This window comes from Mesorhizobium sp. P2_F8 (genome assembly GCF_056403655.1).
This window is the reverse complement of record NZ_JBFUFB010000001.1, coordinates 104,421-120,164: the sequence shown is the minus strand read 5'-3', so window position 1 is coordinate 120,164 and position 15,744 is coordinate 104,421. Positions and strand designations below refer to the sequence as shown.

At 63.6% G+C, this 15,744-nt stretch carries 18 protein-coding genes; 12 read left to right on the top strand and 6 right to left on the bottom strand.

The features are described 5' to 3' along the window. Positions 1–7: 7 nt before the first annotated feature. Positions 8–310 (bottom strand): BolA family protein, encoded by a 303-nt coding sequence (locus tag AC1DZP_RS00620; RefSeq protein WP_095084914.1) that lies wholly within the window; start codon positions 308–310, stop codon positions 8–10. Positions 311–490: 180 nt separating this feature from the next. Between AC1DZP_RS00620 and AC1DZP_RS00615 the strand changes: the two genes are divergently transcribed. The 6 genes from AC1DZP_RS00615 (at position 491) to AC1DZP_RS00590 (ending at position 6,188) form a co-directional block, all read left to right on the top strand. Then, complete coding sequence (locus tag AC1DZP_RS00615; RefSeq protein ID WP_184876143.1) at positions 491–1,120, top strand: J domain-containing protein; 630 nt, start codon at positions 491–493, stop codon at positions 1,118–1,120. Between the two features lie 122 nt (positions 1,121–1,242). Next, on the top strand, positions 1,243–2,229 hold the full coding sequence (cobS, locus tag AC1DZP_RS00610; protein ID WP_095084912.1) for a cobaltochelatase subunit CobS: 987 nt from the start codon (positions 1,243–1,245) through the stop codon (positions 2,227–2,229). A gap of 11 nt (positions 2,230–2,240) precedes the next feature. Further along, positions 2,241–4,139, top strand: coding sequence for a cobaltochelatase subunit CobT (cobT, locus tag AC1DZP_RS00605; protein WP_095084911.1), 1,899 nt, complete (start codon positions 2,241–2,243; stop codon positions 4,137–4,139). After that, entirely contained in the window at positions 4,136–5,164 is a 1,029-nt protein-coding gene (locus AC1DZP_RS00600) for an esterase-like activity of phytase family protein (RefSeq protein WP_095084910.1), read from the top strand. The genes cobT and AC1DZP_RS00600 overlap by 4 nt, the downstream gene beginning before the upstream one ends. Positions 5,165–5,337: 173 nt before the next feature. Next, positions 5,338–5,706, top strand: coding sequence for an ArsR/SmtB family transcription factor (locus AC1DZP_RS00595; RefSeq protein ID WP_095084909.1), 369 nt, complete (start codon positions 5,338–5,340; stop codon positions 5,704–5,706). Continuing rightward, positions 5,703–6,188, top strand: a complete 486-nt coding sequence (locus AC1DZP_RS00590) for an SRPBCC family protein (protein WP_477299801.1) — start codon at positions 5,703–5,705, stop codon at positions 6,186–6,188. Before AC1DZP_RS00595 ends, AC1DZP_RS00590 begins: the two co-directional genes overlap by 4 nt. A 23-nt stretch (positions 6,189–6,211) precedes the next feature. On the opposite strand, the gene AC1DZP_RS00585 is transcribed toward AC1DZP_RS00590, so the two are convergent. The 3 genes from AC1DZP_RS00585 to rpmB form a co-directional block, all read right to left on the bottom strand. Further along, positions 6,212–6,892: a spermidine synthase gene (locus tag AC1DZP_RS00585; protein WP_477299800.1), complete on the bottom strand. Its 681-nt coding sequence runs from the start codon at positions 6,890–6,892 to the stop codon at positions 6,212–6,214. 39 nt (positions 6,893–6,931) lie between these two features. Continuing rightward, positions 6,932–7,612 carry a queuosine precursor transporter gene (locus tag AC1DZP_RS00580; RefSeq protein ID WP_477299799.1) on the bottom strand — a complete coding sequence of 227 codons (681 nt, stop codon included), beginning with the start codon at positions 7,610–7,612 and terminating at the stop codon, positions 6,932–6,934. 138 nt (positions 7,613–7,750) lie between these two features. Beyond that, positions 7,751–8,047 carry a 50S ribosomal protein L28 gene (gene rpmB, locus AC1DZP_RS00575; RefSeq protein ID WP_095084905.1) on the bottom strand — a complete coding sequence of 99 codons (297 nt, stop codon included), beginning with the start codon at positions 8,045–8,047 and terminating at the stop codon, positions 7,751–7,753. 257 nt (positions 8,048–8,304) lie between these two features. Between rpmB and AC1DZP_RS00570 the strand changes: the two genes are divergently transcribed. The 3 genes from AC1DZP_RS00570 to AC1DZP_RS00560 are packed head-to-tail and all read left to right on the top strand — an operon-like array spanning position 8,305 to position 10,702. After that, a complete protein-coding gene (locus AC1DZP_RS00570) occupies positions 8,305–9,093 on the top strand; it encodes a DUF3108 domain-containing protein (RefSeq protein WP_095084904.1) in 789 nt (262 codons plus the stop codon). Positions 9,094–9,137: 44 nt separating this feature from the next. Then, positions 9,138–10,031 (top strand): aromatic amino acid exporter YddG, encoded by an 894-nt coding sequence (gene yddG, locus AC1DZP_RS00565; protein ID WP_477299798.1) that lies wholly within the window; start codon positions 9,138–9,140, stop codon positions 10,029–10,031. Continuing rightward, a complete protein-coding gene (locus tag AC1DZP_RS00560; RefSeq protein WP_477299797.1) occupies positions 10,028–10,702 on the top strand; it encodes a lysoplasmalogenase in 675 nt (224 codons plus the stop codon). The genes yddG and AC1DZP_RS00560 overlap by 4 nt, the downstream gene beginning before the upstream one ends. On the opposite strand, the gene AC1DZP_RS00555 is transcribed toward AC1DZP_RS00560, so the two are convergent. Both AC1DZP_RS00555 and gloB read right to left on the bottom strand, forming a co-directional pair. Next, the gene (locus AC1DZP_RS00555; protein ID WP_477299796.1) at positions 10,699–11,145 is read right to left on the bottom strand and encodes a cupin domain-containing protein; all 447 of its coding nucleotides are present in this window, start codon (positions 11,143–11,145) and stop codon (positions 10,699–10,701) included. The two genes, AC1DZP_RS00560 and AC1DZP_RS00555, sit on opposite strands and share 4 nt — an antisense overlap. A gap of 25 nt (positions 11,146–11,170) precedes the next feature. Continuing rightward, on the bottom strand, positions 11,171–11,938 hold the full coding sequence (gene gloB / locus AC1DZP_RS00550) for a hydroxyacylglutathione hydrolase (protein WP_477299795.1): 768 nt from the start codon (positions 11,936–11,938) through the stop codon (positions 11,171–11,173). A 162-nt stretch (positions 11,939–12,100) separates the two neighbouring features. Here gloB and AC1DZP_RS00545 point away from each other — a divergent pair, with 162 nt between their 5' ends. The 3 genes from AC1DZP_RS00545 to AC1DZP_RS00535 all read left to right on the top strand — a co-directional run bounded on the left by AC1DZP_RS00545 (position 12,101) and on the right by AC1DZP_RS00535 (position 15,734). Further along, positions 12,101–12,889, top strand: a complete 789-nt coding sequence (locus AC1DZP_RS00545; RefSeq protein WP_457152069.1) for a class I SAM-dependent methyltransferase — start codon at positions 12,101–12,103, stop codon at positions 12,887–12,889. A gap of 127 nt (positions 12,890–13,016) precedes the next feature. Further along, positions 13,017–14,843, top strand: coding sequence for an ABC transporter ATP-binding protein/permease (locus AC1DZP_RS00540; protein WP_477299794.1), 1,827 nt, complete (start codon positions 13,017–13,019; stop codon positions 14,841–14,843). Between the two features lie 87 nt (positions 14,844–14,930). Next, positions 14,931–15,734, top strand: a complete 804-nt coding sequence (locus tag AC1DZP_RS00535; RefSeq protein ID WP_477299793.1) for a DUF1194 domain-containing protein — start codon at positions 14,931–14,933, stop codon at positions 15,732–15,734. Positions 15,735–15,744 lie beyond the last annotated feature (10 nt).

Here is a 15,744-nt window from a genome sequence, read left to right as displayed (position 1 = left end):
AACCGACCTACCAGCGGGTCTTTTCGCCGGGAGCCGCCGGTTCGATCGCCAGCGCATGCACGCCGGCCTTCAGTTCGTCGGCAAGCAATTCGTTGACGGCGCGGTGGCGGTCGATGCGGCTCATGCCAGCAAAGGCCGAAGAGACGACGCGGACGCGAAAATGCGTCTCGCCGGTGCCGTCATAGGCGCCGTGATGGTCGGAGCCGTGATGGTGATGGCCGGCATGGAGATGGCTTTCGTTGATGATGACCAGCCGGTCCGGCGAAAAGGCCTTGTTGAGCTTGTCTTCCATGGTCGCCTGTATGGACATCGCCGTCTCCCTTCACCACATATGCCTGGCGTAGCAGCCGGCAAAACCAAAATCGGGCTCGCAAAAGCCGCTGCCGCGCAACAAAATCCGCCATTCGCCTGCTTTATGCCGCGATTCAGCGGTTAGGGCGATCATCGCGAAAATGTCAATTCTTGTTTCGCATTTGCGAACGCCCCATAAATGGGTGAGATGAAGCCGTATCCCAAATATTTCGAGAAGATTCGCATCCGCCCGGAGAAGGATGCGGAGCTGAAGTCGCACTCGCCGATCTGCCAGTGGGACGGCTGCAAGGAAGCGGGCACCCATCGTGCGCCGGTCGGGCGCATGAAGGAGGGCGAGTATTTCCGCTTCTGCTTCGACCATGTGCGCGAGTACAACAAGGGCTTCAACTATTTCTCCGGTGTGCCGGACACCGAGGTCGCGCGCTTCCAGAAGGAAGCCATGACCGGACACCGGCCGACCTGGAAGATGGGCGTCAACGGCGCCTCGACGCGTTCGTCGCCGGATGTGGCCCAGATGCGCTCCGGCCGCGCCGGCTACTATAATCGCATGCGCGACCCATTCGACCTGTTCAAGGGGCCAAAGGATCCGCGCGAGGCACGCGAGCGCAAGGCCAAGCCGCTTGAGGCCAAGGCGCTGGAAACGCTTGGCCTTGATACAAAGGCGACTGGCAAGGAGATCAAGGCGCGCTATAAGGAACTGGTGAAGCGTCACCATCCGGATGCGAATGGTGGCGACCGAGGTTCGGAAGACCGGTTCCGCGATGTGCTGCAGGCCTATCGCGTGCTCAAACAGGCGGGCCTGTGCTGAGCGACCATACGGTTCGTGTCGTTTTCCAACTTTCATAAGGTTGGAAAAGGCTCTAAGACCGCCCCCGGACAAAATCGATTGCCGGCGAAATCAGGCTTTCGCCCGTGGAGACGTTGAGAGATATGAACAAGGTCGATCGCGACATCGCCAACCTGCCCGACACGACGGTGTCGGTGAAGGAGAAATTCGGGTTCGAGTCCAAGATGGTGGTGCCGGCCTATTCGGTGACCAGCGAGCATGTACCCGACATCGATCCGGACTATCTGTTCGACAAGAACACGACGATGGCGATCCTTGCAGGCTTTGCCTACAACCGCCGCGTCATGGTGTCGGGCTATCACGGCACCGGCAAGTCGACACATATCGAACAGGTCGCCGCCCGCCTCAACTGGCCATGCGTGCGCGTCAACCTCGACAGCCATGTCAGCCGTATCGATCTCGTCGGCAAGGACGCGATCGTCGTCAAGGACGGCTTGCAGATCACCGAATTCCGCGACGGCATCCTGCCCTGGGCCTACCAGCACAATGTCGCGCTCTGCTTCGACGAGTATGACGCCGGCCGTCCGGACGTGATGTTCGTCATCCAGCGCGTGCTGGAATCGTCGGGCCGGCTGACGCTGCTCGACCAGAGCCGGGTCATCCGTCCGCATCCGGCCTTCCGGCTGTTCTCGACCGCCAACACGGTGGGCCTGGGCGACACCACCGGCCTCTATCACGGCACCCAGCAGATCAACCAGGCGCAGATGGACCGCTGGTCGATCGTCACCACGCTGAACTACCTGCCGCACGACAATGAAGTGAACATCGTGCTGGCCAAGGCCAAGCACTATCGCGACGGCAAGGGCAAGGACATCGTCAACAAGATGGTGCGCGTCGCCGACATGACGCGCTCGGCCTTCATCAATGGCGATCTGTCGACCGTGATGAGCCCGCGTACGGTCATCACCTGGGCCGAGAATGCCGAGATATTCGGCAATATCGGCATGGCGTTCCGGCTGACCTTCCTCAACAAGTGCGATGAGCTGGAGCGTTCGGTGGTTGCCGAGTTCTACCAGCGCGCCTTCGGCGAGGATTTGCCGGAATCAGCTGCCAATGTGGTGCTGGGCTAAGCAGAGTCTCGATGGCGGGTCCGGGCGACAATACGCGCAACAAGTCGAAGACGGGGTCTGAAGCCGACAGCTTCAAGCGTGCCGTCACTGTCTGCATGCGCGCCATCGCCGGCGACAAGGAGCTTGAAGTCGGCTTCGCCAAGGATAGGCCGGCACTTGCCGGCAGCCGCGCCCGGCTGCCCGAACTGCCGAAGAAGGCGTCCAAGGCCGACATCGCCATCACTCGAGGCCTCGGCGATTCCATGGCGCTGAAGCGCGCCTGCCATGACGTGCGGATCCACACCAAGCTGGCGCCGGAGGGCAAACAGGCCCGCGCCGTCTACGACGCGGTCGAGCAGGCCCGCGTCGAGGCGATCGGCAGCCGCGCCATGCAAGGCGTCGCCGACAATATCGGCTCGATGCTGGAGGACAAATACGCCAAGGCCAACCTCGTCGACGTCAAGGACAAAGCCGACGCGCCGATCGAGGAAGCGCTGGCGCTGATGGTGCGCGAGAAGCTGACCGGCCGTCCGATCCCGAAGAGCGGCGAGCGCCTGGTCGAGCTGTGGCGGCCCTGGGTCGAGGAGAAGGCCAGCGCCGATCTCGACGGTCTCTCGGCCAAGCTCGACGACCAGCAGGCCTTCGCCCGCGTCGTGCGCGAGATGCTCGCCTCCATGGAAATGGCCGAGGAACTCGGCGACGACCAGGAGACCGAAGACTCCGAGGACAATGACGACAACCAGCCGCAAGGCGAGGAACAGAGCGAGGAGGGCGGCGAAGAGGATTCCGGCTCCGAGCAGTCACAGTCCGAGGATGCCGAGGCGTCCGCCGATGACGAGCAATCCGCCGAGACCGAAGCCTCCGACGCCACCGCCGACGACCTGTCCGACGATGACGATGCGGATGCCGAGACGCCCGGCGAGGCGCGCCGCAACGACAATCCCTTCACCAATCTGCCGAAGGAAATCGACTACAAGGTCTTCACCACCGCTTTCGACGAGACGGTCGGCGCCGAGGAGCTTTGCGAAGAGGAAGAGCTCGACCGGCTGCGCGCCTTCCTCGACAAGCAGCTTGCCAATCTGTCCGGCGTCGTCGGGCGGCTGGCCAACCGGCTGCAGCGGCGGCTGATGGCGCAGCAGAACCGGTCGTGGGATTTCGACCTGGAAGAAGGCTACCTCGACCCGGCGCGCTTGGTGCGCGTCGTCATCGACCCGATGCAGCCATTGTCCTTCAAGCAGGAACGCGACACCAAGTTCCGCGACACGGTGGTGACGCTGGTGCTCGACAATTCCGGCTCGATGCGCGGCCGGCCGATCACGGTCGCCGCCACCTGCGCCGACATCCTGGCGCGCACGCTGGAACGCTGCGGCGTCTCGGTCGAGATCCTCGGCTTTACCACCCGGGCCTGGAAAGGCGGCCAGGCGCGCGAGAAGTGGCTCAAGGACGGCAAGCCGCCGAACCCCGGCCGGCTCAACGACCTGCGCCACATCATCTACAAATCCGCCGATCATCCGTGGCGGCGGGCACGGCGCAATCTCGGCCTGATGATGCGCGAGGGCCTGCTCAAGGAAAACATCGACGGCGAGGCGCTGCTGTGGGCGCACAACCGGCTGATCGCGCGGCCTGAACAGCGCAAGATCCTGATGATGATCTCTGACGGCGCGCCGGTCGACGATTCGACGCTGTCGGTCAATCCGGGCAATTATCTCGAGCGCCATCTGCGCGCCGTCATCGAACTGATCGAGACGCGCTCGCCTGTGGAGTTGCTGGCCATCGGCATCGGCCATGACGTCACCCGCTATTACAGGCGCGCCGTCACCATCGTCGACGCCGAGGAACTGGCCGGCGCCATGACCGAGCAACTGGCCTCGCTGTTCGCCGAGGAAAGCGCCCGCGACACGCGGCGCGGCGGCATGCGGCGCGCCGGATGATCTTTTCGCGCGGCGGCTTCCAGCAAACGCTTTTCGCCGCCATCGCCCTATTTGCCGGCGCGGCTCCGGTGCTGGCCGGTTCGCCCGACTCGACCTCAGTTGAATCAGTCGAAATCTCGGCCCGCCCGATCACAGAATTCCAAATCGGCCGCGCCGACAAACAGTTCGGCCCATTCGAATTTGTCGGTGGGCTGGAACTGACCTCGGCGACACGCGATTTCGGGGCGCTGTCGGCCTTCCGCTTTCTCAAAGGCGGCAGCGATTTCATCGGCGTCGCCGACACAGGCTTCTGGTTCTTCGGAACGGTGGTCCGCGACGCCGACAAGCGACCGTCCGGCATCCAGAATTTCCGCATCCAGCAGATGGTCGACGAAGCGGGGCGGGCGATCGACGAGAAGTGGGAGGTCGACGCCGAAGGCCTCGCCGTCAAGGACGGCATCGCCACTGTCGGCTTCGAGCGCAGCCATCACGTCGCCCAGTTCAAGATCGACCCCGACGATATGAAGGCGCCGTTCAAGCAGCTGGATTTCCTGGTGCCGGCCCGGGAACTGCGCCAGAACCGCGGTTTCGAGACCGTCACCCACGCCAATGCCAACGGCCAGCATGAGGGCGGGCTGGTGGTGGTCTCCGAAAAGAGCCTCGACAAGGCCGGCAACATCTATGCCGCCATCATCGAAGGGCCGCACAAGGGCGTGTTTACCGTCAAGCGCAACGGCGACTTCGACATCACCGACGGCGCCTTCCTGCCGGATGGCGACCTGCTGTTGCTGGAGCGCAGCTTCTCGATGGCCCGCGGCGTCAAGATGCGGCTGCGGCGCATTTATGGCGAAAGCGTCGAGAAGGGCGCCGTCGCCGACGGGCCGGTGCTGCTGGAGGCCGACATGGGCTACCAGATCGACAATATGGAAGGGCTCGACGTCTGGACCCGCGACGACGGCGCGCTGATGGTGTCGCTGGTCTCCGACGACAACCACTCGATCCTGCAGCGCAATCTCTATCTGGAATTTATTCTCCATCAGGATTGAGCAACGCCTCACAAGCTGACAGTCGCCATTAATTTTCGATGACGCGACTGACCCGCTCCGCATTTGCCCTGCCAAGTCATTGATATTGAACGGTTTTCCAGCCGCGCGGTCGCGCATCAAAATACTTTAGTCTAGACTTGACAATTGATGACGCCGCCGCAATACTCAAGTCCATGCTTAACTATTCCGAGATCGACAGCATCTTGCGGGCTCTGGTCGAGCCCACCCGCCGCCAGATCCTGGAAAAATTGAGCCGCGGACCAGCCACCGTCAGCCAGCTGGCGGAGCCGTTCGGCATGACGTTCGCCGCCGTGCTGCAACATCTGCAGGTGCTGGAAGCCTGCGGGCTGATCCGCAGCGAAAAGATCGGACGGGTGCGCACCTGCCGGATCGAACCGGGCGGGCTTGCCCCGCTGGCCGACTGGATTGCTGAACGCCGCATACCGGCGGAACGTCACCTCGACCGTCTTGGCCAGATCCTGGCCGAGACAGATCAATCGCCCCCGAAAGTTCAAGATCAGGAAAAGGACGAACAGACATGAACCAGATCGCCCCCGTGAAAGACGAGCATTCCGTCATCCACTCCACGTTCACCATCGAGCGGACCTATCCGCAATCGCCGGCCCGAGTCTTCCATGCCTTCGCCGACAAGGCGACGGTGCGGCGCTGGCGGATCGATGGCGATGGTTTTGCCATCGCCGAATTCAGCTTCGACTTCCGCGTCGGCGGTGGCGAGGTGTCGCGATTCAGCTATGCCGGCGGTCCGGAGATCAGGCTCGACGCGCAGTTCCAGGACATCGTTGTCGACCAGCGCATTGTGTTCTCCTACAGGATGGCGATCGGGCCCCAGCCAATGTCGGCATCCCTCACCACCGTCGAGCTGACCCCCTCGGGCAGTGGCACGCGGCTGACCTATACCGAGCAGGGCGCGTTTTTCGACGGTGTCGATTCCGCGAAAGGGCGGGAAGAGGGGACACGCGCGCTGTTGGAAGCCCTTGCCGCGGAACTCCAGAAGTCGAAGTAGACCGGACCGCGACCGGCTCTCGCTCAGGATCGTGGGCCGTTGGTTGCCATCCAGATGACATGGCGGGCGCCACGCTTGCCGTTGGCGCGCGTATTGATCTCCTCGACCGCAAAGCCTGCCTGCTTCAGCCGCCGGGTGAAGCCGCCGTCGGGACCTTGCGACCATACCGCCAGGACACCGCCCGGCTTGAGGGCGGTGCGCGCGGCTCCCAGCCCCTGCAGGCTGTAAAGCGCGTCGTTGGATTTGTGGACGATGCCTTGCGGGCCGTTGTCGACATCGAGCAGGATGGCGTCCCAGGCTGCCGGCTCAGACCGTATCAACTGGCCGACGTCGGTTTCCTCGACAGTGACGCGCGGATCGTCAAGGCAGCCGCCAAACACCTCGCCCATCGGGCCGCGTGCCCAGGCGACGACCGTCGGCACCAGCTCCGCAACGACGATGCTGGCATCATTGCCGAGTTCGGCGAGGGCGGCGCGCAAGGTAAAACCCATGCCGAGCCCGCCGATCAGCATTCTCGGCCGCCGATGGTCGGCAATCCTTTGGCAAGACAGTTTTGCCAGCGCTTGCTCGGAGCCGCTGAGGCGGCTGTTCATCAGCTCATTGGTGCCGAGCATGATCGAGAATTCGGAACCGCGCCGCTTGAGGCGAAGCTCTTGCTGGCCGTCTGGGGTCTTTGCCGAATCGAGCTGGACCCAGGGGATCACGGGCTTTCTTTCTGTTTGGCGTGATCTTATCCGAAAGGCCTAGACCGCGACAGCCGGCTGGCTCCAGCGGGCGGCGAGCAGCCGGTAGGGGATGAGCGCCACAATGGCGATGATCAGCTTCACACTGAGGTCGCCGAGCGCCCAGGAGATCCAGCGCATAGCGTCGACATGGAACACACCCATCAGCGGTGCGGTTTCGAGCGCGAAACTGTCGTTGGGACCAGCAAAGGCGAAAGCGGCAGAGAAAGCGACGGTAAAGAACACGGCGGTGTCGAACACCGAGCCGACCAGCGTGCCGACGATCGGCGCCCGCCACCAGCTTTGCCGGCGCAGCCGGTTGAACACGGTGACGTCAAGCAATTGCGCGCAGAGGAACGCAGCACCTGACGCCGCGGCGATGCGCACCAGCCGGTCGGCCGCGGTCTCGAATTCGATCAGGCCGTGGCGCAACAGGAAGGGCGGGACGAGGATCGAGCAGATGACGGCCGTCATGAAGCCGACAAAGACGATCCTGCGCGCCACGGCAGGCCCATAGCGGCGGTTGGCCAGATCGGTGACCAGGAACGAGAAGGGATAGGTGAAGGCGCCCCAGGTCAAAAGGTCGGCCAGCGACAAGCCGCCAATCTGCCCCTGCATCGGGAACTGCACGAGAATGTTCGATGCCACGACGACGAGCGCCATGGCGGCCACGAAGGGCAGGTATCGCGAGAAGGAACTCATTTTTTTATCCTGGGTAATGGAACCAGCGGAGCGTTATTCCGAAACCGGATCACGCTCGCTTTGTTTGAGCATCGGAAGCCACGTTGAAAGGGCTTGGATCCGATGCCCAAGGCGGTCGTCCCCCGCCTTTAAACGATGTTAGGCAGCAGGCTGATCGGCAAGCTTCTTGGCGATCTGCTTCTTCAACAGACGCGCGCGCTGCGACAGTTCCTTGATGTCGGCCTTGGCCAGGAAGGCATCCAGACCGCCGCGATGTTCGACCGAACGCAGGGCGTTGGCGGAAATGCGCAGGCGCACGTTCTGGTTCAGCGCTTCCGAGATCAGCGTCACATTGACGAGGTTCGGCAGGAAGCGACGCTTGGTCTTGTTGTTGGCGTGGCTCACATTGTTGCCGGACATGACTGCCTTGGCAGTGAGTTCGCAGGTGCGGGACATAGTTCTAACCTTCAGTTCTCGGGTCTGCCAAACCTTTATGCCCACGCCGGGTGGCGCGCGGTTCTGGTCAGGCGGCCTTATGGAAAAAGTTGGCGTTCCATAGTTGCATTTCACCGGTGCGTCAAGCTCCGGCATGCCCACGGACGCGCCCGGCATTTCATATTAAGGCCGGAATTCATCCTATAAGCGGTCTGACAGGGACATGCCAGCCCCGGAGTTGCCCGCCTCCGGCCAAGAATCAAGGACCCGATGCCGCCATGCCTCGTTCCTCTCACGCCCTTGCTGCCCTGCTCGCCATCGCCTTGCCGTCCGCCGCCACAGCTGCCTCGCCGCAGTCGTTCAAGGGCGAGTACATCGTGTCGTTCCTTGGTCTTTCGATAGCGAAATCAACGTTTTCCAGCCACTATGAGAATGGTGCCTACGCGATCGAAGGCAGCGTCAGAGCTGCCGGTCTCGCCAAGCTGTTCGACGATACCCAGGGCACGGTCTCGTCCAAGGGCACGATCTCGGGCAAGAAGATGGTGCCGCAGGCGTTCCGTGCCGATTACACCTCCGGCAAGAAGGCATCGGTGGTCGATATCCGCTTTGCCAATGGCACGGTCACCTCGACGCAGGTCATCCCGGCGCCGGACAAGCGCGATCCCAAGAGCTGGGTGCCGATTGGCACCGGCGACCTGGCATCGGTGCTCGATCCGATGGCCGCCACCGTCATCCACGCCGACAGCCTCGACCAGGTCTGCGGCCGCACGGTGAAATTCTATGATGGCGAGATGCGCGCCGATCTGACGCTGACCTACGCGTCGAAAGGCACGATCTCGGTGCCGGGTTACAAGGGCGATACCATCACCTGCCGGATGGGCTTCGATCCTGTGGCGGGGTACCGCAAGGGCCGCAAGGCGCTCAACTACCTGAAGGACCGCAGTCGCATGATGGTGACGTTTGCGCCGCTCGGCCAAACCGGCGTATATGCGCCGATCCACGCCACGGTTGGAACGCAGATCGGCACGTTGACCATCAGCGCCAGGCGTTTCGAAGCGGTACAATAGGTCGCGCCACTGCGGACAGAATGGGGCGCACCACTGGAGACAGAATGGGGCGCGCTACACTCATCGGCTTTTCGGCGGTCGCCATGTGGGCGCTGCTGGCGCTGCTTACGGATGCATCCGGCCAGGTGCCGCCGTTCCTGCTGTCGGCAATCACCTTTTCGATCGGCACCGGGGTCGGGCTTGTCGCGCGGCTGGTTATGCGGGCCCCCGACAAGAGCCAGAAGATACCGCCGCAGGTTTGGCTGATCGGCATTGCCGGCCTGTTCGGCTACCACTTCTTCTACTTCACCGCGCTGCGCAATGCGCCGGCGGTGGAGGCGAGCCTGATCGCCTATCTGTGGCCGCTGCTGATCGTGCTGGGTTCGGCGCTGATGCCGGGCGAGCGCCTGGCCTGGAACCATGTCGTCGGCGCGCTGCTTGGCCTTGCCGGCACCGTGCTGATCGTCACCAAGGGCGGCGGCCTCGCCTTCGATGCCCGCTACGCCTTCGGCTATGCCATGGCCGCCGTCTGTGCGGTTCTGTGGTCGTCCTATTCGCTTTTGTCGCGGCGCTTCCCGTCGGTGCCGACCAGCATCGTCACCTGGTTCTGCGCCGCCACCGCGATGCTGTCGCTCGCTTGCCACCTGGCGCTGGAACAAACCGTGCTGCCGAACGGTGCCGGCCAGTGGCTGGCCGTGCTCGGGCTCGGCCTGATGCCGGTCGGCGCGGCCTTCTACGCCTGGGATATCGGCGTCAAGCGCGGCAACATCCAGGTGCTCGGCGCGGCAAGCTATGCGGCGCCGCTGTTGTCGACGCTGGTGCTGATCGCGGCCGGCGTCGCCGAGCCGTCGCTGCGCATCCTCGCCGCCTGCGTGCTCATCACCGGCGGGGCGGCGCTGGCGGCAAAATCGCTGTTTCTGCGCAAGCCGGTCGTGACCGAAAGCGGAGCCAAGGCATGACGATGCCGTTTGCAGGCGGCATCGACGCCAATGCCAATGCTACGTTGATCTTTTCGCTGGTGGCGGCGGTGATCTACGCCTTCATATCAGACATGCCGCCGACGCTCGCCCGCTCGGCGGTAAAGACACTCGCCGTGGCGATGCTTGCCGTGCTGGCGGCGCTGCAAGGCGGCCCGCCGCTGCTGGTCGCGGCGCTCACGCTCAGCGCGGTTGGCGACGCCTTCCTGTCGCGCGACGGCGAAAGGGCCTTTCTCGGCGGGCTGGTCAGTTTTCTCGTCGCGCACATCGTCTATGTCGCGTTGTTCCTGCGCGGTGGCGGCGGCCTGGAGTTGCTTGGCGCCGAGTCGTGGCGCGGGGCGATCGCACTGGCAATGGCGGTGTTCGCGATCGTCATGCTGGCGGCGCTCTGGCGGCGTGTCGGTCCAGGCCTGCGCGTTCCGATCGTCGTCTATATCGCGGCCATCCTCGCCATGGGCGTTTCGGCGCTGACGACAGGCAGCGTCTCGATTGTCGGCGGCGCGCTGTTGTTCATGGCATCGGACGGGCTGCTCGCCGCTGAAAAATTCCTGGTGGCTGCCATCTCGCCGCACCGCGTCTGGATGCGTTTGGCCGTCTGGGGTCTATACTACGCCGCCCAACTGGCGATCACCCTAGGATTCCTGCTGAGCTAGCGGTTCTTGCTGAGTTGGGGTTGTTTCGGCTGCCAGCCGGGCTCGGCCAGCTCGAAGGTGGCAAACTCAAAGCCCGGTGCGACGGTGCAGCCGACCAGGGTCCATTCGCCCAGGCTGCGCGCCGATTGCCACCAGCCTGCCGGCACGACGATCTGCGGCCGCTCGCCCGCCGCCAGATCGATGCCGAGCACCTGCTCGAACACGGCGCCATCTTCCTCACTCATCGACAACGCCAGCGGGGCGCCGGCGTGGAAATGCCAGACCTCGGTGGCGTCCTTGACCCGGTGCCAGGCCGAAACCTGGTGCTGCTCCAAAAGGAAATAGATCGCGGTCGAATGGCCGCGCGCGCCGCCGGCGCCGTCGCGAAAGGTCTCCGCATACCAGCCGCCCTCCGGATGTGGCTTCAGACCGAGGATCGCGGTGATTTCGGCTGCGCTGGTCATGGGTTCCAGACCATCCTGTCTTTGTTTAGAAATTATCCTTGCGCTTGCGGATTTCTGCGAACACCTCGGCGTCCGAAGCTTTCTCCAGCCCAAGATGCTTGCGGATCGCTGGGTCGTGCCAGCGCAGGAACTGAGTGGTCGACAGTTCCTCGCCGATCGTCGTCGGCAGCGTCGGCTTGTTTTCGGCCCGCAACGCCTCGATCTTGGCGGCACGCTCCTTCAAGGCCGAATTGGTCGGGTCGACGGTCAGCGCGAAACGCGCGTTGGAGAGCGTGTATTCATGGCCGCAATAGATGACGGTCGCGGCGGGCAGCGCTGCAAGCTTTTTCAGCGACTCGTACATCACCGGCGGCTTGCATTCGAATAGCCGCCCGCAACCCAGCGCAAACAGCGTGTCGGCGGTGAACGCCACCTTCGATGCCGGCAAGTGATAGGAGACGTGGCCGGCGGTATGGCCAGGCGTGGCGATCACCTCGATCCGTTCATCGCCGAGATGAACGACGGAACCTTCTTCGACGGTTTCGTCGATGCCGGGAATCTTCGCCTTTTCCGCTTCCGGGCCGATGATGCGCAGCTTGAAGCGCTCCTTCAGCGCCAGATTGGCCTCGACATGATCGACATGGTGATGCGTGGTCAGGATCATCGTCGGCGTCCAGCCGGTGCGCTTGAGTGCGGCCAGGATCGGCGCTTCCTCGGGCGCATCGATGATCGCGGTCTGGCCGCTTTTGGGGTCATGCACCAGCACGCCGAAATTGTCGCTGCGGCACATGAACTGTTCGATTTCGACCGGCATCGCATCTCTCCATTGTCGCCGCAGACATAGGGCGCCAAGGCGCCGATGTCATCCCGGAATGTCGAATGACATTTCCAGGGAGATGACAAGTGTCACTCGGGAATGTCGACCTCGTCGAGGCCTTTTGTTGAAACCCGCCGATATCACGGCTACATCCCTCGCATGCATTCCGACATCGTCGATCTTCGCTCCTTCTATTCGACAACGCTCGGCCGGTTCGCCGAGCGCTCGATCACCATGGCGCTGTCGTCGATCTGGGCGGCCGTGCCCAATGAGCGGCTGGTCGGCCTCGGCTATACCTTGCCGTGGCTGGAGCGCTTCGGCGCCGATGCCGAGCGGGTCTTCGCCTTCATGCCGGCAACGCAAGGCGCCGTGGTGTGGCCGGCGACGGGGCCGACGGCGACGGCATTGGTCTTCGACGAGGAGCTGCCGCTGGTCGATTCCTGCATCGACCGCATGCTGCTCGTCCATTCGCTCGAACATGTCGAAAATCCGCGCGAAACGCTGAACGAGATCTGGCGGGTGCTGTCGCCGGCTGGCCGCGTCGTCATCGTCGTGCCCAACCGGCGCGGCGTCTGGGCGCGCTTCGAGCACACGCCGTTCGGCAATGGCCGGCCTTTCTCGCGCGGCCAGCTTACCGAACTGCTGCGCGAGACGAATTTCACGCCGGCCGCCTGGTCCGATGCGCTGTTCTTCCCGCCATCGCGGCGTCGCTTCATGATGCGCTTCCAGAACGTGCTGGAACGCGCCGGCCGGCGGCTGTGGCCGATCTTTTCCGGCGTCATCGTCGTCGAGGCGCAGAAGCGGCTCTATCAAGGCGTTCCGGTCGCCCAGCGCGCCTCGCGTCGCGTCTTCGTGCCGGTGCTGTCGCCGCATGGCGCCACGCGGCTCGGGCGTCAGAAGGAGGCCGGGGACGCCAAGCCATCGGCTGCGGGGGTGACGGCTTCGTGATCGCGACAAGAACGCCTGGAGCCTTGTCCCACCCTATCTGTCGCAAGGGGGCTCGCAGCCCATTTGAACGACGGATGCGGTCAAGTCTCTCCATCCGGTTTCAGCACTGAACGCAAGGACCTCAGCTATGGCTGATCAACTGGACAATGCAGCCACCGTTCAGCCGGCTGCCGTGGCGGTCGAAGCCAGCAGCCTGGGCGATCAGGTGGCGACGATCAGGCAAGCGCTGACGGGATCGCCGGTTCGCAGCTGGTTGCTCTGGACATCGGTCGGCATCATGGCCGTCATCATCGCAACGTCGATCGGCCAGGTCCTGCTCAACCGCTGGAACCAGCCTTTCTACGATGCGCTTGCACGCCGCGACATGGCGGCCTTCCTGCACCAGCTTCTCGTCTTTGCGGCAATCGCCGGCGGGCTTCTGGTGCTCAACATCGGCCAGACCTGGCTCAACCAGATGATCAGGCTGAAGCTGCGCGAGGCGCTGACGCTGGATCTGATCGACCAGTGGATGCGGCCGGCGCGGGCCTTCCGGCTGGCCAATGCCGGCGCCATCGGCGTCAATCCCGACCAGCGCATGCAGCAGGACGCCGCTCATCTGTCCGACCTGTCGACCGACCTCGGCGTCGGCCTGCTGCAGTCGTGTATCCTGCTCGTATCCTTCGTCGGCGTGTTGTGGGAACTGTCCGCGGGCTTCGTGTTTCATATCGGCGGCACCGCGCTGGCCATACCGGGCTACATGGTCTGGGCCGCCATCCTCTATGCCGGCACCGCCTCCTGGCTGAGCTGGCTGGTCGGGCGACCGCTGATCCGCCTCAACAGCGACCGTTACACACGCGAAGCCGAGCTTCGCTCGTCGATGGTGCGCGTCAACGAGAATGTCGATGCCATCGCGCTGTACCATGGCGAGGCCGACGCCAGGCGACGGCTCGGACTCGACCTCGGTACGGTCCTGGGCGCCATGCGCCGCATCTACACCGCCCAGATCAACCTGTCCTGGGTGACCGACACCTATGGCTGGATCACCGTCGTGGCACCCATCCTGGTCGCCTCACCGGTCTATTTCTCCGGCGATATCAGCTTTGGCGGGCTGATGATGGCGGTCGGCGCCTTCAACCAGGTTCACTCGTCGTTGCGCTGGTTCATCAACAATATCGGCAGCATCGCCGACTGGCGCGCCACGTTGATGCGCGTCGCCGACTTCCGCATCGCGCTCAATGAGACCGATGTGCTGCACGACAAGGAAAGGCGCATTGCCTTCGGCGAGAACGCCAATGGCAGCCTGACTTTCGAAAAGCTCGAAGTGGCCTCGCGGGACGGCTGCACCAAGCTTGCCGACCAGCATGTCGAAATCCGTCCCGGCGAGCGCGTCATGATCACCGGCGACCCCGGCGCCGGCAAGACGTTGTTCTTCCGTGCCATTGCCGGCCTGTGGCCATGGGGGAGTGGGCGGATCGGCCTGCCTGCGGGAGAAAACCCCATATTCGTGCCGCGCGTCCCGTATTTCCCGGCCGGCACTCTGCGCGAGGTCCTCGATCACCCGAACGGACCTGCGCCGGCGAGCGACGCCGACATTTCGGCGGTGCTTGCCGAAGTCGGGCTTGGACGGCTGTCATCCTCACTCGACCGCAGCGCGCGCTGGGAACATGAGCTGGGCGATGACGAACAGCGTTCGCTGGCCTTCGCCAGGCTCGCCCTGCGGCAGCCGAAGTGGGTGATCATCGACGAAGCCCTTGACGCGTTCGACGGACCCTCGCTGCGACGAGTGCTGTCGACACTGGAGAAGCGCTTGCCCGAGACAGCGATCCTCAACATCGGACGTGGGCTGCACAACAATCAGTTCTTTCCGCGCGCGCTGACGATCGTCAAGGATACCGGTGCGCAGGCGCTGAAACCTGTCCGCGTCAGGGCTGGTGCGATCGACCCGCCGCCGGCGGCCGCCCGCCGCAAGAAATAGGCTGTTTTCCCCGGTTACGGGCTCCAAGCTTTATTTTGCCGCGATCGCGAAGGAAGATTTCGCGAAGAAACAACTCTGGCGTCGGCCATGCTTGATGCTTTACGCCTGCTTGCCTGTCTTGCCTATTCCCAGGCTGCTCCGACCGCCCCGCCGCCGGATGCGCTGGCGGTCGATGTCGAGCTGGTGCTGGCGGTCGACATTTCGCTGTCGATGGACGAGAAGGAGTTTGCCCTGCAGCGCGCCGGTTATGTCGAGGCGCTGCGGCATCCCGATTTCATCCAGGCTGTCCGCGCCGGCAAGACGGGCCGCATCGCGCTCGCCTATTTCGAATGGGCCGGCACGGTGCGCGACGACGCGATCATCGACTGGCAAATCATCGACAGCGCCGAGAGCGCCAACAGCTTTGCCGACAAAGTCGCGGCCCGGCCGTTCCGCAGCTTCCGCGGCACTTCGATTTCCAGTGCACTGGCTTTCGGCACCGAGATTTTCGATCGCACTTCTTTCGAGGGCGAACGCAGCGTCATCGATATATCAGGCGATGGTCCCAACAATATCGGGCCGCCGGTCACCGCGACGCGCGATGCGGCAACAGCCAAAGGCATCGTCATCAACGGCCTGCCGATCCTGATCAATCCGTCACCAACCTTCAGCCATCTCGACCAGTACTATGCGCAGTGCGTGACCGGAGGGCCTGGTTCCTTTGTGCTGCCGATTTACGCTGCCGCCGAATTTTCTACGGCCATCCGGCGCAAGCTGATCCTCGAAGTGAGCGGCATTCAAGATAGGACGAGGGTCATCCCCGTCGACACTGGTGCGCCTGTCGACTGCCTGAAAGGCGAGCGGGACAGACGGTTTTTTTCGGACCCGTATTTTCCGGAGCTCGACCGATAGCTTCGTCGTA

Bases quoted from the DNA above. Each gene is read 5' to 3' on its own strand.
- AC1DZP_RS00620 (WP_095084914.1), bottom strand. From the start codon at position 310: ATGTCCATACAGGCGACCATGGAAGACAAGCTCAACAAGGCCTTTTCG.
- AC1DZP_RS00615 (WP_184876143.1), top strand. From the start codon at position 491: ATGGGTGAGATGAAGCCGTATCCCAAATATTTCGAGAAGATTCGCATC.
- cobS (WP_095084912.1), top strand. From the start codon at position 1,243: ATGAACAAGGTCGATCGCGACATCGCCAACCTGCCCGACACGACGGTG.
- cobT (WP_095084911.1), top strand. From the start codon at position 2,241: ATGGCGGGTCCGGGCGACAATACGCGCAACAAGTCGAAGACGGGGTCT.
- AC1DZP_RS00600 (WP_095084910.1), top strand. From the start codon at position 4,136: ATGATCTTTTCGCGCGGCGGCTTCCAGCAAACGCTTTTCGCCGCCATC.
- AC1DZP_RS00595 (WP_095084909.1), top strand. From the start codon at position 5,338: ATGCTTAACTATTCCGAGATCGACAGCATCTTGCGGGCTCTGGTCGAG.
- AC1DZP_RS00590 (WP_477299801.1), top strand. From the start codon at position 5,703: ATGAACCAGATCGCCCCCGTGAAAGACGAGCATTCCGTCATCCACTCC.
- AC1DZP_RS00580 (WP_477299799.1), bottom strand. From the start codon at position 7,612: ATGAGTTCCTTCTCGCGATACCTGCCCTTCGTGGCCGCCATGGCGCTC.
- rpmB (WP_095084905.1), bottom strand. From the start codon at position 8,047: ATGTCCCGCACCTGCGAACTCACTGCCAAGGCAGTCATGTCCGGCAAC.
- AC1DZP_RS00570 (WP_095084904.1), top strand. From the start codon at position 8,305: ATGCCTCGTTCCTCTCACGCCCTTGCTGCCCTGCTCGCCATCGCCTTG.
- yddG (WP_477299798.1), top strand. From the start codon at position 9,138: ATGGGGCGCGCTACACTCATCGGCTTTTCGGCGGTCGCCATGTGGGCG.
- AC1DZP_RS00560 (WP_477299797.1), top strand. From the start codon at position 10,028: ATGACGATGCCGTTTGCAGGCGGCATCGACGCCAATGCCAATGCTACG.
- AC1DZP_RS00555 (WP_477299796.1), bottom strand. From the start codon at position 11,145: ATGACCAGCGCAGCCGAAATCACCGCGATCCTCGGTCTGAAGCCACAT.
- gloB (WP_477299795.1), bottom strand. From the start codon at position 11,938: ATGCCGGTCGAAATCGAACAGTTCATGTGCCGCAGCGACAATTTCGGC.
- AC1DZP_RS00545 (WP_457152069.1), top strand. From the start codon at position 12,101: ATGCATTCCGACATCGTCGATCTTCGCTCCTTCTATTCGACAACGCTC.
- AC1DZP_RS00540 (WP_477299794.1), top strand. From the start codon at position 13,017: ATGGCTGATCAACTGGACAATGCAGCCACCGTTCAGCCGGCTGCCGTG.
- AC1DZP_RS00535 (WP_477299793.1), top strand. From the start codon at position 14,931: ATGCTTGATGCTTTACGCCTGCTTGCCTGTCTTGCCTATTCCCAGGCT.